Here is a 15,475-nt window from a genome sequence, read left to right on the forward strand (position 1 = left end):
CCCTATGTAATATGGTAAACTAGTTTACTATATTACGGTTTATTTCAAACACAGCAGGGAACAAGAATGATATTTGAAGAACGCATTGTTATTAAAGCCCCAGCTAATGACATTTATGCTTTATATGTTGATGTTGATAATTGGAACCAATGGGATGAAGAGGTTAAAGACTCTTATTTAACCGGGGTCTTTGAAATGGGGGCAAGTGGTACTATTACGCCAAAAAATGGACCTAAATCAAGGATCCAACTTACACAGGTGGTGCCAAACCAATCTTTCATTGTAACAAGTAAACTTCCATTTTGTTTGTTGTCATTTGAACATGAATTGATAGTGAAAGGGGATATTACCGAAGTGATTCATAAAGTTACATTTTCGGGATTAACTAGCTTTTTATTTGGAAAGCTAGTCGGTAGTCAAATTCATAAGGGACTCCCATTAACTCTCCAAGGATTAAAAATAAGGGCAGAGGGTAATGTTTAAAGATGCACTTCCGTCTGATAGTGTGGGTTTACAGTTTTGGACTGTTTATACTCGGTGGCATTCGGAAGTCTTAAAGATACTTAAGCCTTTGAATATAAACCATACTCAGTTCGTGATACTAGCGTCAATACTATGGTGTAAAGAAAACCAAAAACGATCAACACAAGCAGAAATTGTGTGTATTACAGGTTTAGACAAAATGGCATTATCTAAGTCTTTGAAAAGCCTAGTTTCAAGAGCGTTAATCATGAAGGACAAAAACATTCTGGATTCTCGTAGTTTTTTACTCAAGCTCTCTCCAAATGGTGAGGTTTTGACAAAAACAGCATTAATGCTAATTGAACAACTCGATCAGCAATATTTTAGTCGTTTAAAACATAGGAAGACTCTTTTCATTTCTCTTCTTCAAGAGATTAGAGATGAATGACATTGACATCATCGTGGCTGTGAGCTTGGATTTCAAGGCGAAGTTCCGCACAGTGGAACTCTTTGAGCGAGAGATAACTCTGAAAGTACGACTTTTAACAATCCCACTGGTGCAATCTTAGCTAGAAGTTAATACTTCAACAATATCATTTAGTTTAATTCGTAACACCACACAAACGCAACCGTAAAAGTGACGTTTGTGTGGTGTTGATGTCAGTCATTTACTTAGACACTGATTAACTTTAATACCGATCCTGGCTTAAAACTGCTCAACATCAAAACTAATGTCAGGATTAACATCAGCATCGTTACAGAGATAGGACAGGCATAACTTTATAGATTACACAAAAAACCTTCACATTAGCTTTTCTAAAGCAAAATATTTATTCAGCTTGATGGTCTTTTAGCCTGCAAAGCTGATAAAGGGGGCAAAAATGGGTCAGGATGTAGTCGCGACAAAATAAGCACATAGCAAGCACATAGACTGCGATCGTTAATTGGCCTTTACTTGTATGCTCAACACCACACAAACGCAACCGTAAAAGTGACGTTTGTGTGGTGTTGATGTCAGTCATTTACTTAGACACTGATTAACTTAAATACCGATCCTGGCTTAAAACTGCTCAACATCAAAACTAATGTCAGGATTAACATCAGCATCGTAATCAACGCCATCGATGCCAAAACCAAAGAGTTTCAAAAACTCTTCCTTGTATTCGCGGTAATCGGTTAATTCACTTAAGTTTTCCGTGGTGACCGATGGCCATAAGTCGCGGCAATGCTGTTGGATCTCTTCACGTAGTTCCCAGTCATCTAAACGTAGACGATTGGCATCATCAACCTGGGGGGCTTGACCATCTTCACGGTATAAGCGCTCGGTAAACATGCGGTTAATCTGCTCCATGCAGCCTTCGTGTAAGCCTGCTTCACGCATCTTTTTAAAGACCATCGCGATGTACAAAGGCATCACAGGAATGGCAGAGCTGGCTTGGGTTACCACGCTTTTAAGCACGGCTACATTGGCACTGCCACCTGCGGTTGAAAGCTTATCATCGAGCGATTTTGCGGCGCGATCTAAGTCCATTTTGGCTTTGCCAAGCGCGCCATGCCAGTAAATAGGCCAAGTGAGCTCAGTGCCAATATAACTGTATGCTACCGTCTTACAGCCGTCACTAAGAACACCTGCTTCAGCAAGGGCAGCTATCCAAAGCTCCCAATCTTCGCCGCCCATGACCGTGACGGTATCTTGGATCTCTTGCTCTGTTGCTGGTTCAACACTGGTTTCAATGATGAGATCTTTATTGGTGTCAACTGCGGTGGCGGTATAGGTATCACCGATAGGCTTAAGCGATGAGCGAATAAGTTCCCCTGAGTCAGGCAGTTTTCGCACGGGAGAAGCCAGCGAATAAACCACCATGTCTATTTGACCCAGATCGGCTTTGATAATCTCAATGGCTTTTTGTTTAGCTTCATGGCTAAAGGCATCACCATTAATACTTTTAGAGTAAAGACCTTCGGCTTTAGCAAATTTATCGAATGCGGCAGAATTATACCAGCCTGCTGTGCCAGGTTTTTTTTCTGTGCCAGGTTTTTCAAAAAAGACACCTAGCGTGGCAGCGCCACTACCAAATGCGGCAGCAATACGTGAAGATAGACCATATCCACTAGAAGAACCGATAACTAATACTTTTTTAGGGCCGTTTGCGATGGCACCGTTAGCTTTCGTGGTATTGATGTGTTCGAGTACATTAGCTTCACAACCAACAGGGTGAGTGGTGGTGCAAATAAAGCCACGTGTTTTAGGTTTGATTATCATTTTTCTGCTTCTCTTAAAAAAGTGACGATAGGATAATTAATCAAAGGGTAAAAGGCACTTTTTTTTGATTAAAAATTATAAAATCGCAAGTGGTTGGAGCAGTTATCCCCGCTTATGACTTCGTAAGTCTTGCTGTTGGAGTAACCTTTGGGTGTATTCATGTTGAGGTGAATTAAACAGGTTTTCTGTGGTGGCTTTTTCAACCATTTTTCCCTTGTGTAATACCATGATTTTGTCGCTGAAATGGCGAATAATATTGAGGTTATGCGATACAAATATGTAGGAGAGTCCCATTTCTTTTTGCAGTTTAAGCAATAAATTTAAAATCTGCGAGCGAACCGAGAGATCCAGTGCTGTTAGGGCTTCATCGGCAATAATGATTTTTGGGTTAAGCATTAACGCACGGGCAACCGCGACGCGCTGTTTCATGCCTGCAGAGATCATATGGGGGTAAAACTCGGCATGCTCAGGCAATAATCCGACTTTTCTTAATTTATCTGTGACTTCTGCTTTTCGTTCTTTGACGCCGAGATCTGTACTGAACTTAAGTGGCTCATCAAGCAGGGCACCAATGGTTAATTTTGGATTAAGTGAGGTGTTAGGGTCTTGGAATATCATCCTAATTAATTTGCATCTTTGTTTGAGATTGCGTAATTCCAAGGCTTCACCTTCGAAAAGTATCTCTCCCGTTGTTCTCACGTCCGCACCGACAAGAATACGAGCAAGGGTACTTTTACCTGAGCCTGCTTCTCCGACTATTGCTAAGGTTTCACCTCTATTTAAGACAAATGAGACCGGATGTAACGCTTGATTATAGGTCCGTTTAACTCCCTTATAACCAGTGTCGAAGCGCTTACTTAACTCATTAACTTGTAGGAGTGGGATCGTCATTACATTGCTCTTTAGTGTAAGGAAAATGACATGCAAAATAGCGATTTTTTTTATGGCAAAGATTAGGTTTATTGACGCATTTCTTTTGTGCTTCTGGGCATCGCGGTCCTAAACGGCAACCTATAGGAAGGTGCTGTAAGGCTGGGGCTGATCCCGGTAAAGTGGGCATGATGCTTTTGTGCGCGACAGAGCCAGCATAACTTGGAATATTCCCCAGTAAGGCTTTGGTGTAGGGGTGGTAGGGTTGAGCGATGATTTCTAATGTCGGCCCTGATTCCATGATCTGACCACAGTACATGACTGATAATTGATCACACCACCGTGATAAGGTTTCTAACTCATGACTAATGAGCAGTATCGACAATCCTTGCAATTGGTTGAGTTTACTCAATAGCCTGAAAATTTGTGCTTGAGTTTGCACTTCCATGGAATTCGTTGGTTCATCGGCAATCAATAAACGGGGCTGATTGGCAACGGCCATGGCTATCATGACTTTCTGGCATTCTCCTTCTGATAGCTCCCAAGGATAACTCGACATGACTTTTTCGGTGTTTTTTATGCCGACTTTATGTAGCCACTTTTCGGCGGTCTGTTTTCGCTTTTTTGCTCTGTGCCAGAATGGTTTTTTTTTGTGGGCAGGCATCGCTTCTATTAGCTGAATGCCCACACGTATAACAGGATCTAAGCTACTCGATGGATCTTGAAATATCATTGATATTTCGCTACCCATTAAATTACGACGCTGTTTTGAACTCATTTCCAATAAGTTATGCCCGTCCCACATCATGCGATCTGCGGTAATTTTCCAATTATGTCCCGGGATCCCTAAAATAGCCCGAGCAAGAAGGCTTCGTCCCGAGCCTGACTCTCCCACTAGGCCATGAATTTCGGCAGCGTTGACGGTTAAACTGACTCGCTCAAGGGCTTTTACGCGCCCATGAGGAGTGTCGAGTTCTATGGTTAAATGACGAATATCAAGTAATGGCATATAAAATTAGACTTAGTTATTGATCGGCGATAATGCCGATCTTAAGCCGTCACCGACTAAATTAATGGCAAGGACACTACATAAAATAGCGCCTCCAGGAATGGTCACAGTCCAAGGTGCAGTTAAAATATTGTCCATCCCCTGTGAAACCATGGCTCCCCACTCAGGGCTGGGAGCCTGTGCACCTATGTTAAGGAAGCCCAATGCAGCAATATCCAAAATGGCCGCTGAGATCCCTAAGGTTGTTTGTATGATAATCGTATCCCACACATTTGGCATCACAACATACCAAAATATCTGTATTCGATTCGCACCATCAAGTTTGGCAGCTTTAACATACTCTTTTTGCAATTCTTCCTGTATGGCTTGATGTGTTGCACGAACAAATTGTGGTGTGAGAGCAATTCCCACAGCCCAAAACACATTATCAAGTCCAGGTCCCATTACTGCGACGACCAATATGGCCATTAATAGCGATGGAATTGACAGCAGAGCATCGAGTAAATGGCTTAAAATACTGGCCTTTAATCCTTTCATCATGCCTGAAATCGATCCGATAATAAAACCAAGCATAAGCGACGTTAACACGATAGCTAAGGCAACGCCAAAAGTGAGGTGTGCGCCATGAAGTAATCGGCTGAAGATATCTCTGCCTAAGTCATCAGTGCCTAGAAAGTGCTCGACGGTCCCCGCTGCATTCCAAGAGGGAGCTAATAGTAGGGCGCGAGGATCTTGATATTCAGCGGAATAAGGCGCGATCAAAGGGCCAAATACTGCCAGTAATAGTAAGCCAATGACAGCCCATAAACCGGCAAATGCAAATGGGTTTTCAGCAAAGGTATGCCAGATCCTACGCGTGGGAGAGGGGATCTCGCCTTCTTGGTAGATTTTAATTTGAGTCATAGAGCGCTTTCCTGCTGAGAGGGTTCATGGCCGTGTGCAGCACTTCAATCATGATACTGAGGGTGATGATGCTTAAGGCAACGGCAAGTACACCGCCTTGAATAACCGTGTAGTCACGTTGATAGATACCTGAAACAAGCCAATTACCGACCCCCGGCCAGGAAAAAATGACCTCAACTATCATGGCATAACTTGCAAAAGCCCCTAACATCAAGCCTAAATTTTTAATAACAGGGATCACAGCATTCGGCAGTGCATGACGTAATACAATACGGTAAGTGTGCAGACCTCTGGCTTCAGCCGCTTTAATATAGGTTTGATCCATAATGGTTATCATGGCTGAGCGAGTGATCCTGACAACAACAGTGAAAGGCAATACCGCGAGCGTGATAGCGGGCAAGATAATGTGTAAAATCGCATCGACAAAGGCCGAAGTACTGTAGGGCGAGTTAGAGATTAACGTGTCTATTAATACTAGGCCAGTGACGGGTTCTATTTCATACAGTAAATTCAGCCTGCCAGAGATGGGCAGCCAACCCAGCTGGACACCAAACCACAGCGATAAGGTCAATCCCAGCCAGAATACAGGAATAGAATAACCTGTGAGTGTGATAGCCATGATGGTATGTTGCGTGATTTTATGTCGGCTCAGTGATGCGAGGACGCCCAAAGGCAGTCCTAACATGAGGGCTAAGGTGGCAGCGACACTGGCCAATTCGAATGAGGCGGGAAGTACCGAGGCAAGTTCATCTGCGACGGGGCGTTGCGAAGTTGCCGATATCCCTAGGTCGCCGCTAAGCCTTTGATATAAATAAGCGGTGAATTGATTAAAGGCGCTACTGCTTAATTTAAAATCAGCATCTATTTGTGCCATTTGTTGAACACTAGGAGACAAGATACCAGTGAGTGCGAACTCTTGTTCAACTGGGAAGTGTTTAGTGACCATAAATAAAACAGCAAATAATACTAAAGAGGTGGCTAAAAATAAATTAAGCCTGCGCATAAGATAACGTGCCATTATCGCTCTCCCTCTAGCTTGTCAACTTGATTGGTGTCGGTGCCAGTAAATGAAATGCCGCCAAAGGGGTTCAATTTAACTTCGGTCACTCCTTTGTGCTTAAAAGCAAGCTTGGTGGCATGAGCCAATGGTAACATCGGGAGTTGTGAGGCAAAAATGGCCTCAGCTGCTTGATAGAATTTTTTACGTTCGTCGGTATTGGTGGTTGATCGTGCTTGAGCCAAAATCAAATCTAAATCAGGGTGGCACCAATGAGCACGATTACTGATAGTACTCATGGATGAACAACTGAGTATTGGGGTAAAGAAATTATCTGGATCGCTATTATCAGCCGTCCAGCCGATGAGCACTGAATCGTAGTCGTGTTGGGTGAGTTTCTGGTTAAAGACACTCCAGTCATAACTGATAATGTTAGCGTTAACCCCAATGTTGGCCAGATCGGCTTGAATGAGTTCTGCTGTTTTTAACGCATTAGGGTTGTAAATTCGAGCAACCGGCATTGCCCATATGTCCAAGTTTAAGTCGACGACTTTAGCTTCTTTCAGTAACCGCTTCGCTTCTTGAGGATCATAACGGATGATGGGTTTGTTTGCTGAATATGCCCACGACATTGGCGGTAATAGACCTGTCGCCTTAACGGCTGTTTTTTGGTATACCGCCCGCAAGATATTATCTCTATCGACGGCATGGGCTAAGGCTCTTCTGACTCTGACATCATCAAAGGGGGGCTTTTGCGTATTAAATACCCAAAAGGCGACATTAAAACCAGGTTGTGAATCTATGACTAACTCATCGTGGGCTAACACCACCTCTAATTCTCCGGCCTTTGGCAGCGCTGATACAGTACAATCTCCCGTGATCAGTTTTTCTAGTCGCGAAGTACTTTTAGGGGTGATATCGAAAACCAACATTTCTGACTTAGGTAATGTCCGCCAATATTGATCATTACGATGGTAACGAATATAGCCATTTTTAACATATTTAACCAGTTTAAAGGGGCCTGTGCCAATCGGTGATCTGTCTATTTTTTCTTTCTCATCACGCTGGCTGAGCACTTGTGCATATTCTTCAGATAAAATAACTGCAAAACCCGATGCGAGATTTGACAGAAAAGAAGCATCTTTACTCGTTAGGTGAAAAGCGACTTTATTCTCTGATATTTTTTCGATCAGGGTTATTTGTTTGTCGAAACCAATACTTTGAAAGAAAGGATAACCCGTTTTAGACACTTGATGATAAGGGTGATCAGTATCGATGATGCGATTAAAAGAAAATAACACATCATCAGCATTGAACTGCCGTGTGGGAGTAAAATCCTTGGATTGATGAAAATTAACTTCTTTACGCAAGGTGAAAGTATAAATGAGTTCATCGTCACTGATGTGCCACTGAGTGGCTAAAGAAGGTATGATCTGGCCCGATTTGGCGTCATAATTGACTAGGCGATTGTAGAGCTGCTGTGAGGTTGCATCGACCGTGGTGCCTGAAGTCACTAACTGAGGGTTAAAGGATTCAGGATTCCCTTCAGAGCAATACACTAAACCCGGAGGCACAAGCCTAGGGCCACAACCAACAAGGAGCCAACCGATACTGGTTAACATGGCGTAATTAGACAGACGCTTTAGCAGCATTCTCATCAAGTATTCATTTATTCTGGATTTTGATCATCATTTTAACAGTGCTATGAACGGATGAGCAATGCACATCGGGTATTTAATCTTAATTGGCATGATTAAGGTGCAGGTAACAAGTTGGAAATACCTTTTTAGCTTGGGTTCATTTGACTGGTTTGGTGTTTGGTCGGCTTGCTGATCACCATAGCAATATTGGTGTTAATTGCTTGCAGCAGGGCGATACCTCACTTGTCGGATAACAAGTTTCAAGTCTCTTTTTAGCTTGGGTTTATTGAGCAGGTTTGGTATTGGGTTAGCTTGCCAATGACCTAAGCAATATTGATGTCTAACGCCTGTCCGGCGAGAACTGTGCGAACACTTCTGTGACACGCCACAAGCACAATCCATGTGGGCTCTACCGTGGCATCTGATGTGAATGGATTCACAAATGCCGTGATAACAGGGATGTTATAGAACGGCCATGCCACCAACGGCCGCAGCTTCATCTACACCTGCTCTTATCAACAAGAGTAAAGCAAAGCATGGTTTCTTCGATTGAAGTTTTATGGTTGCTGACACGATTATGGACACAAATGATTTAGTGGCATTACTTTAAACCGTGTCGACTAGATTAGAAAAAGTACCTTGGTTTATTCGAAACCCCTAATTATTTCCAAGTATTTGTAGATGATTGCTCGATCTCAGTAATATACGACTAAGGCGAGGGGTGAAGTGCATCGCTACAGGCCTTACCTTTGCACCATTGACCACTGTGATGCTGCCTTTTGAAGGCACACATGGCATCCCAGCGACCACTAATACCACTGTATTGGCGGCGAAACTCTTTTGCTGAGGTGATCCAGGCATCGGATGATATACCAAGTTCATCAAGTAATTTAGGACGACTGGCGTCGATGAACCCTCTTTTGTCTGGCCTAATTGCTCTGCCAGTCCAATCGATAAGTTGTAAATAATCACAGAAATGAAATGGGATCCCTGATTGAGGTGCTAAATGAGCTGCACCATCAAATTTGGCAAGGGGGTTGAGTCGCTCACTCGGGATGAGTGTTGATTCATCATTATTTGGTTTATCAGGTGTATTTAGCGCGTTAATGCGCTCCTGAATCGACGTATAATCAGAAGCTTGCAGTGTGTCGGCTATTCCTGCTCTGATAGGGTTTAAATCAACATACATCATGCAGGCGAGTAGTGCTTGCTCATCAAGTAGAGCTTGTGACTTAAAGCGCCCTTCCCAGAAAGCCCCTTTACACTCATCTTCACGGTTGGACCTACGGGCAATCTCTTCGTTTAGGCAGCGCATAAACCAGGATATGCTAGATAAACGCTCGTGCCACTCAGTCAGTAAACCATCAAGAAGTATCCGCTCTCCTTCAATCAAAGCGTCACCATTCATGTATTTAGTGGCTACATCATGGCCCTTGGTAATCTGGCACCATCGGGTAATTATTTCACGGTGGCTCAAAGACTTGGCTTTATCCATGTCAATGTTAAGCACTAAATGGTAGTGATTGTTCATTACCGCATAAGCGCATATATCAATACAAAATATGTTCGAAAGCGCTTTGATTTTATCGACAATCCAGCCGCGACGATGCTCATAACTTTTCCCAGTGAGCTTATCTTCCCCACATAGGTAGGCCCTTCTTACACAACGATTTATTATGTGATAAAACGGCGTTGATTCTGCATCAATGAGGGTTCTTCTAGCTGACGTCATGATCGTTATCCTGAACAATACGTAGTTGAAGTAACGTAAAGGCTAGTAGAGGATATGCTAAAGCACAAAAGATTTGGCTGTCCCAACTTTATTCCCTAGATAAATCACCAATAAAGCCAAATCGAAGAGACACCTTTTCTTGAAATTAACAGGTGTAGATACGGCTGCGAGTTTCCAAAACATGGACGTTTTGGTAAAGCCTTCATGGACGAATTGACGGCGTTTCGCAGAAGTAGCTGCACATAAGCACGCTGCAAGCGATAGATAACCATGAAGTTTAGACCTTGAATCACCTACCAGATACCAATATAACCTCGACCACAACAATAAATGTAATTAGCCTTCATTCGAAGGCCAACTAACTTTGGGGCATAAATGTATTGGCATACTCTTCAATCATCTGATCAATCAGTGTGTCACAATCTGGCGTATCAAATATCCCAGCCACACCATGCCCTGCAGACCACACATCTTGCCAAGCTTTGGATGAATCACTCCCCGTTGGGGTTAACTTAGCCCCAAAATTCACACTACCAGGCTCCAACAACGCCTGCATGTCGTAACCCGCTGCTGCTAAGCTTTGTTTCATAAAATTTGAATGTACCCCTGTCACCGCTGGCGTATGAATAATATCTGTCGATATTGCATCAATGATCATCTGTTGATGACCTTGAGGAGCTCGGCTTTGCAGCGTGTTAATAAAACGGGTACCGACATAGTCCAAATCGGCCCCCATGAGTTCTGCTGCACGCACTTGCTCCCCTCGATTAATACAGCCACCAAAGAAAGAGATGGGACAGGCATAACTTTATCTTGCTTGAAATAATAGGTATAGATTCGGCTGTGAGCTTTCAAAACAGGGTGAGGTATCACGAAGTTATCCTCTCCGAACGAGAGGCTGGGATGCCGAACTGGCCGTTAAATATGGACCTTGTTTGTTTTGGCAGAGCCCACACGGAAGTGCTTGCGTCGTCTCGCAGAAGTGTCTGCACATAAGGTCATTCTTAGGCATCCAGCCTTCACGACATTGGTGCATCCTTGCACGGCACACGCAGCAAGCGATAGATTCGCTAACTCATGTCAATTTTGATCATTGGCGTGACTTTGAAATAAGAAAGGGTAAATACTTGCTTGTAATTGACTGATAAATAAACCCAGTAAGATACATACTGCGGCCAATACTTGCACTAAAGTAATGGCCTCTTGGTAGAACCAATACCCCGCTAGTATGGCAAAAACAGGTACTAGTAATGTCATAGGAGCCACGCTAGAAAGGTCATACTTCAGGATCATTTTATTCCATAACCAATAGCCGAATAAGGTGGTAGGGTAGGCTTGAAATAGTGCCGAGAACAGGGCTGATACATTTAAATCCCGTGGTAAGTTGGTCATGACTTCCATTCCATGGGTTAGTACGGCAAGTAGCAACAAAGGTAGTGGGGCAAACAACATGGCCCATAAGTTAAAGGCAAAGATAGATCGGGTATTGGCACGTTTAACAATGAGGCCATTAATACTCCAAAATAGAGAGGCAACTAATACCAATACCCCACCTTTAAGAGACACGTTACCCCCTTGTTCTTGCATGATAAGAACAAGACCAATAAGTGCTAAAGCTGCCCCTGAAAGTTTATTAAAACTGAGTTTTTCATTAAGAAAAAAGTAGCCAATAAAAAGGCTGGATACCACGCTCATATCTAACAGTAGTGATGCCATACCGGAGGAAGTACCTGAATCGATAGCCAATGTGGTGAGGCCCCAGACTCCAATGCCAAACGTTAGGCCATAACTGATGAGATAGCGCCACTTAACATCAGGTTTTTTAATAAAAAAAATAAGGGGGAAAACAGCAAAAGTGAAACGTAATGCAGTCAGTAAGATGGGGTCAATGTTATTCACGCCGAGTTTAATCACGCTAAAGTTAACTCCCCAAAGGGCCATTAGGGCGGTGAGTAGGCATAGATCGCGTTTTTTCATAGTATGTCCCTTATTCATAAGCTTGTTTCAGTTGCCAAAGTATAATGAATTAATCATTAGGGATGCAGATTCAATTTTTGACAAAAAGTAGAGTACAATTTAAGTGATAATGCGTGGCTTAACCGAATGAGGAATACCTTTTGACGCTCTATGAATCTCTTGCAAATGAATATATTGAAACCATTAAGGCGCAGCGCTTGCCCTTAGGCAGTCGCTTACCTGCGTTGAGAGTGCTTGCTAAGCAACATAATGTCAGTTTGACGACAGCGACTAGGGCCTATGATTTCTTAATGCAACATGGCTGGATTTATGCGCGGCCCCAGGCCGGTTATTTTGTGGCTAATACGTTAGAGCAAGATGGGCTTCCTCAATTAACGGCTTTACAAAGCGAATCTCGCGATCCTAAACAGTATTCTCCATCTTTGGGTTATAACGCCAGTTCCGAGTTTTTTAGTCCCCTTGGCACGTCGATGATAGCGCCGGAGTTACAGCCGACAAAAGCCCTGCAAAGATGCATTAAACGAGTCACTTCACGTCATCATAAAAGTTTATTTTGTTACCCAGATCCCCAAGGGGAAGCCTCGTTAAGACAGGCAATCGCAGAGCACTTTCGAACCGACCATTTTGCTTTTTCAGCCAAGAACTTGGTGATCACCAATGGTTGTATTGACGCGGTACGCATTGCGATAGAAACCCTCACTCAGGTTGGCGATACCATCGCAATAAGCTCTCCTTGTTTTAGTGGGTTATTAGACTTGCTGGTGGTCTTATCACGTAAAATCATCGAAATCCCCTGTTCTGAGGATGGTGTAGACTTGGTTTTTTATGAGCGCTGTTTACAGGAATCACGTATTCACGCGAGTTTGTTTAGCACTTCTCATATGAATCCTAGTGGTTGTTCACTACCTATTGAGCAAAAGCAGCAACTGGCTAGCTTGGCGAATCAATATCAGGTGCCTATGATAGAGGATGATGTCTATATCGAATTGTCTCATCAGGGAAAACCGCCATTACCCGCTAAATATTGGGATAAAGAGGGTTATATTGTCTGGTGTGGCTCTTTTTCCAAAACGCTCGCTGCGGGTTTACGTTTAGGCTGGTGCTTACCTGGACGCTATCTTGCTGATTATATAAAGCAACATGCCGTTACTTGTTTTGGAGTCAATGGGCTGATGCAATTAAGCTTGGCTGAGTTTATTCACTCAGGGGAATATCGTTGTCATGTGAATAGAATAAGGCAGCAGCTTAATTTGCAAATTTATGCCTATAGGGCTTTTTTAATGGCAAATCTACCAGCTGATACCAGGATTAGCTTGCCAGAGGGAGGCATGGTGCTTTGGTTACAAATACCGGGTATCGATGCCTTTAAGTTAGAAACTGAAGCCAATAAACAAGAAGTGGATATTCGCAGTGGTATCAGCTTTAGCACCCATGATGCTTACCTAGATTGCATTCGAATAAATTGTGGCTGGCCCTTGACTTATAGTGATGATAAAACCAGTGCTTATCAACAATTAATACGATTATGTTGGCTAATTAAAACAACAGGCTAATATTTATCAGTTGATCGATGCTTTTGATGGGATAAAAGCATCATCAGCTAGCAATATAAAGTTTAGTGTTTCGAAAAATGTGGATTTATTAATCCGTAAGCATAACTATCGTACCAAATGTCATTCAGAAAATGATCAGATTTAAATTCACCTTCACGATGTAAGCCTATTTTACCCATTACTTTCCAACTACCAATATTATCAGTTGCGCAATGGGCGACAATCTTCTTTACACCCACGTTATTGAGTAGGAAATTAACGATGGCGTGGCCAGCTTCGGTGACATAACCTCTTCTACCAAATTGCTTTAAAATTAAATAGCCAATTTCAAAGCGTTGGTCGGTTATACTATCGAGCTTAAAGCCGATAGTGCCCATAAAGTTGTTTGAGTTGTTTTCATGAATATTTAATGCTATCCAATGACCTTCTTTACCATCAAAAGGTTTAATGCGGTCAAGGAATTTATTATTGATTTCTTCGTCCGATAAAATAGGGCCAATATATTTCATTAGTTCAACATCGGTCTGTAATAAACTAAAGTGATTAAGATCAGTGACGGTCATCAGTGAGAGTGTTAAGCGCTTAGTGATTATCGTGAGGTTTTCTGGCGTGATCGCGGATAAATTCATGGGTACTAGCTCGTTAAAATGATGAATAAAAATATAAATTATTTAAAAGGTTTTGACATCAAACGTCAAACTATAGTTAGGTTTAAATCTATAAAAAAAATAATTTAACCACCGCTACGAATGACGCTAAGGCTCAATATATCATCGATGGAAGTGCAGTGGCCATAAAAAGATAAAGTGGCATTATAAAGAACGTATAACCAAGGTTTCACAACCAATATTAAAAAGAGGATTGTAGATACCATTAACCAATAAATATGTGTCAAGCTATAACCGCTGTTGCTAACCAATATACCAATAAGATTTTCATTTGAAGGCGATGCAGGCGCTATGTTTTATCTAACAAATTATATTTCTTTAATATTCCCCTTAATTGATGGTAGCTCAGGCCTAATAGTTCGGCGGTTTTCTTTTGGTTGTATAAACCAGCCTCTAACGCTTGCTGCAATAAGGTGATTTCAAGCCCTTCACAATGGGTTTTAAAGTCGAGCGGGAAATGAGGGAGCTTGGTGGGTGAGAGAGACGGCGTTGTGCTGGTGGCATCCTCGACGGTGCACGGTGCTGAGTTAGTGTATGGCAGCTGTCGTGTTAAGGTTTTGACACGATTTGTCGGGCGGTAAGGCGAAGCAAAAGGATCGATAACAATGTGCTTAATCGCTGTGGAAGACTCAGCATTACGATAAACACTGCGTTCTACCACATTTTTCAATTCACGAATGTTACCCGGCCAAGGGTAGTCCATTAACTGTTGCATTGCTGCAGGACTGAAGCCCTCAAATAATTTGAGCTTAAGTTGTCTGGCCATGCCGACGGCAAAATATTCAGCAAGTGGCATAATATCTTCACTGCGATGGCGCAGCGGGGGTAAAGTAATGACATCGAAGGCTAAACGGTCGAGTAGATCAGCTCGAAACTCACCAGCGTCTGCTAAAGAGGGCAAATCTTCATTGGCAGCACAGATAAGTCTCACATCGGTCTGGACGGTTTTACTGCCACCGACACGCTCAAATTCGCCGTATTCAATAACACGTAATAGCTTTTCTTGGATCAGACCTGTGGTGTTGGCAAGTTCATCAATAAACAGTGTGCCGCCGTCAGCACGTTCAAAGCGTCCCTGATGTTTTTTATTTGCGCCAGTAAATGCGCCAGCATCGTGGCCAAAGAGCTCACTTTCGAGTAAATTCTCACTTAACGATGAACAATTGAGTTTAATAAAGCTTTGCTCCCAACGCTGCGATAAGAAGTGCAGACGTTCGGCAATTAACTCTTTACCTGTTCCTCGTTCACCTATGATAAGTACAGGTTTAGACAGAGGCGCGACTTGAGACACATGCTCTAGCACTTCTAATAGTGCATTGGATTGACCAATAAGGTTGTCTTGCTGAAATTGATTTTCCACAGTAAATGTTAGTCTTTTACGCTAATAGTTGGTGAAAATAA

The 15,475-nt window shown here is 42.7% G+C and carries 15 protein-coding genes; 3 read left to right on the top strand and 12 right to left on the bottom strand.

The window, feature by feature from the left end:
- Positions 1–66: 66 nt before the first annotated feature.
- The gene (locus HQQ94_RS09370) at positions 67–483 is read left to right on the top strand and encodes an SRPBCC family protein (protein WP_173294162.1); all 417 of its coding nucleotides are present in this window, start codon (positions 67–69) and stop codon (positions 481–483) included.
- Positions 476–910, top strand: coding sequence for a MarR family winged helix-turn-helix transcriptional regulator (locus HQQ94_RS09375; protein WP_173294163.1), 435 nt, complete (start codon positions 476–478; stop codon positions 908–910). The genes HQQ94_RS09370 and HQQ94_RS09375 overlap by 8 nt, the downstream gene beginning before the upstream one ends.
- Before the next feature lie 612 nt (positions 911–1,522).
- Here the strand turns inward: HQQ94_RS09375 and fabV are convergent.
- The 10 genes from fabV to HQQ94_RS09425 form a co-directional block, all read right to left on the bottom strand.
- The gene (gene fabV / locus HQQ94_RS09380) at positions 1,523–2,725 is read right to left on the bottom strand and encodes an enoyl-ACP reductase FabV (protein ID WP_173294164.1); all 1,203 of its coding nucleotides are present in this window, start codon (positions 2,723–2,725) and stop codon (positions 1,523–1,525) included.
- Between the two features lie 102 nt (positions 2,726–2,827).
- Positions 2,828–3,616: an ATP-binding cassette domain-containing protein gene (locus tag HQQ94_RS09385; RefSeq protein WP_173294165.1), complete on the bottom strand. Its 789-nt coding sequence runs from the start codon at positions 3,614–3,616 to the stop codon at positions 2,828–2,830.
- Positions 3,591–4,604 (bottom strand): oligopeptide/dipeptide ABC transporter ATP-binding protein, encoded by a 1,014-nt coding sequence (locus HQQ94_RS09390; protein ID WP_173294166.1) that lies wholly within the window; start codon positions 4,602–4,604, stop codon positions 3,591–3,593. Before HQQ94_RS09390 ends, HQQ94_RS09385 begins: the two co-directional genes overlap by 26 nt.
- Before the next feature lie 12 nt (positions 4,605–4,616).
- Positions 4,617–5,507 (bottom strand): ABC transporter permease subunit, encoded by an 891-nt coding sequence (locus HQQ94_RS09395; RefSeq protein WP_173294167.1) that lies wholly within the window; start codon positions 5,505–5,507, stop codon positions 4,617–4,619.
- A complete protein-coding gene (locus tag HQQ94_RS09400) occupies positions 5,494–6,525 on the bottom strand; it encodes an ABC transporter permease subunit (RefSeq protein WP_173294168.1) in 1,032 nt (343 codons plus the stop codon). Before HQQ94_RS09400 ends, HQQ94_RS09395 begins: the two co-directional genes overlap by 14 nt.
- Positions 6,525–8,162: an ABC transporter substrate-binding protein gene (locus HQQ94_RS09405; protein WP_173294169.1), complete on the bottom strand. Its 1,638-nt coding sequence runs from the start codon at positions 8,160–8,162 to the stop codon at positions 6,525–6,527. Before HQQ94_RS09405 ends, HQQ94_RS09400 begins: the two co-directional genes overlap by 1 nt.
- Before the next feature lie 305 nt (positions 8,163–8,467).
- Positions 8,468–8,644 (bottom strand): hypothetical protein, encoded by a 177-nt coding sequence (locus HQQ94_RS09410; protein WP_173294170.1) that lies wholly within the window; start codon positions 8,642–8,644, stop codon positions 8,468–8,470.
- Between the two features lie 209 nt (positions 8,645–8,853).
- Positions 8,854–9,876: a transposase gene (locus HQQ94_RS09415; RefSeq protein WP_173294171.1), complete on the bottom strand. Its 1,023-nt coding sequence runs from the start codon at positions 9,874–9,876 to the stop codon at positions 8,854–8,856.
- Between the two features lie 358 nt (positions 9,877–10,234).
- Positions 10,235–10,669 carry a nitronate monooxygenase gene (locus HQQ94_RS09420; RefSeq protein WP_309247281.1) on the bottom strand — a complete coding sequence of 145 codons (435 nt, stop codon included), beginning with the start codon at positions 10,667–10,669 and terminating at the stop codon, positions 10,235–10,237.
- Positions 10,670–10,956: 287 nt separating this feature from the next.
- On the bottom strand, positions 10,957–11,853 hold the full coding sequence (locus tag HQQ94_RS09425; RefSeq protein WP_173294172.1) for an EamA family transporter: 897 nt from the start codon (positions 11,851–11,853) through the stop codon (positions 10,957–10,959).
- A gap of 140 nt (positions 11,854–11,993) precedes the next feature.
- Between HQQ94_RS09425 and HQQ94_RS09430 the strand changes: the two genes are divergently transcribed.
- Positions 11,994–13,406 (top strand): PLP-dependent aminotransferase family protein, encoded by a 1,413-nt coding sequence (locus HQQ94_RS09430; RefSeq protein WP_173294173.1) that lies wholly within the window; start codon positions 11,994–11,996, stop codon positions 13,404–13,406.
- Positions 13,407–13,468: 62 nt separating this feature from the next.
- Here HQQ94_RS09430 and HQQ94_RS09435 read toward each other — a convergent pair whose 3' ends face one another.
- Entirely contained in the window at positions 13,469–14,035 is a 567-nt protein-coding gene (locus HQQ94_RS09435; RefSeq protein ID WP_173294174.1) for a GNAT family N-acetyltransferase, read from the bottom strand.
- Between the two features lie 328 nt (positions 14,036–14,363).
- Entirely contained in the window at positions 14,364–15,434 is a 1,071-nt protein-coding gene (gene pspF, locus HQQ94_RS09440) for a phage shock protein operon transcriptional activator (RefSeq protein ID WP_173294175.1), read from the bottom strand.
- Positions 15,435–15,475: the final 41 nt, after the last annotated feature.

The organism is Shewanella sp. VB17, from assembly GCF_013248905.1.
Taxonomy (GTDB): Bacteria; Pseudomonadota; Gammaproteobacteria; order Enterobacterales; family Shewanellaceae; genus Shewanella.

Bases quoted from the DNA above. Each gene is read 5' to 3' on its own strand.
- HQQ94_RS09425 (WP_173294172.1), bottom strand. From the start codon at position 11,853: ATGAAAAAACGCGATCTATGCCTACTCACCGCCCTAATGGCCCTTTGG.
- HQQ94_RS09405 (WP_173294169.1), bottom strand. From the start codon at position 8,162: ATGAGAATGCTGCTAAAGCGTCTGTCTAATTACGCCATGTTAACCAGT.
- HQQ94_RS09375 (WP_173294163.1), top strand. From the start codon at position 476: ATGTTTAAAGATGCACTTCCGTCTGATAGTGTGGGTTTACAGTTTTGG.
- HQQ94_RS09400 (WP_173294168.1), bottom strand. From the start codon at position 6,525: ATGGCACGTTATCTTATGCGCAGGCTTAATTTATTTTTAGCCACCTCT.
- HQQ94_RS09390 (WP_173294166.1), bottom strand. From the start codon at position 4,604: ATGCCATTACTTGATATTCGTCATTTAACCATAGAACTCGACACTCCT.
- fabV (WP_173294164.1), bottom strand. From the start codon at position 2,725: ATGATAATCAAACCTAAAACACGTGGCTTTATTTGCACCACCACTCAC.
- HQQ94_RS09435 (WP_173294174.1), bottom strand. From the start codon at position 14,035: ATGAATTTATCCGCGATCACGCCAGAAAACCTCACGATAATCACTAAG.
- HQQ94_RS09370 (WP_173294162.1), top strand. From the start codon at position 67: ATGATATTTGAAGAACGCATTGTTATTAAAGCCCCAGCTAATGACATT.
- HQQ94_RS09410 (WP_173294170.1), bottom strand. From the start codon at position 8,644: ATGAAGCTGCGGCCGTTGGTGGCATGGCCGTTCTATAACATCCCTGTT.
- HQQ94_RS09415 (WP_173294171.1), bottom strand. From the start codon at position 9,876: ATGACGTCAGCTAGAAGAACCCTCATTGATGCAGAATCAACGCCGTTT.
- HQQ94_RS09395 (WP_173294167.1), bottom strand. From the start codon at position 5,507: ATGACTCAAATTAAAATCTACCAAGAAGGCGAGATCCCCTCTCCCACG.
- HQQ94_RS09385 (WP_173294165.1), bottom strand. From the start codon at position 3,616: ATGACGATCCCACTCCTACAAGTTAATGAGTTAAGTAAGCGCTTCGAC.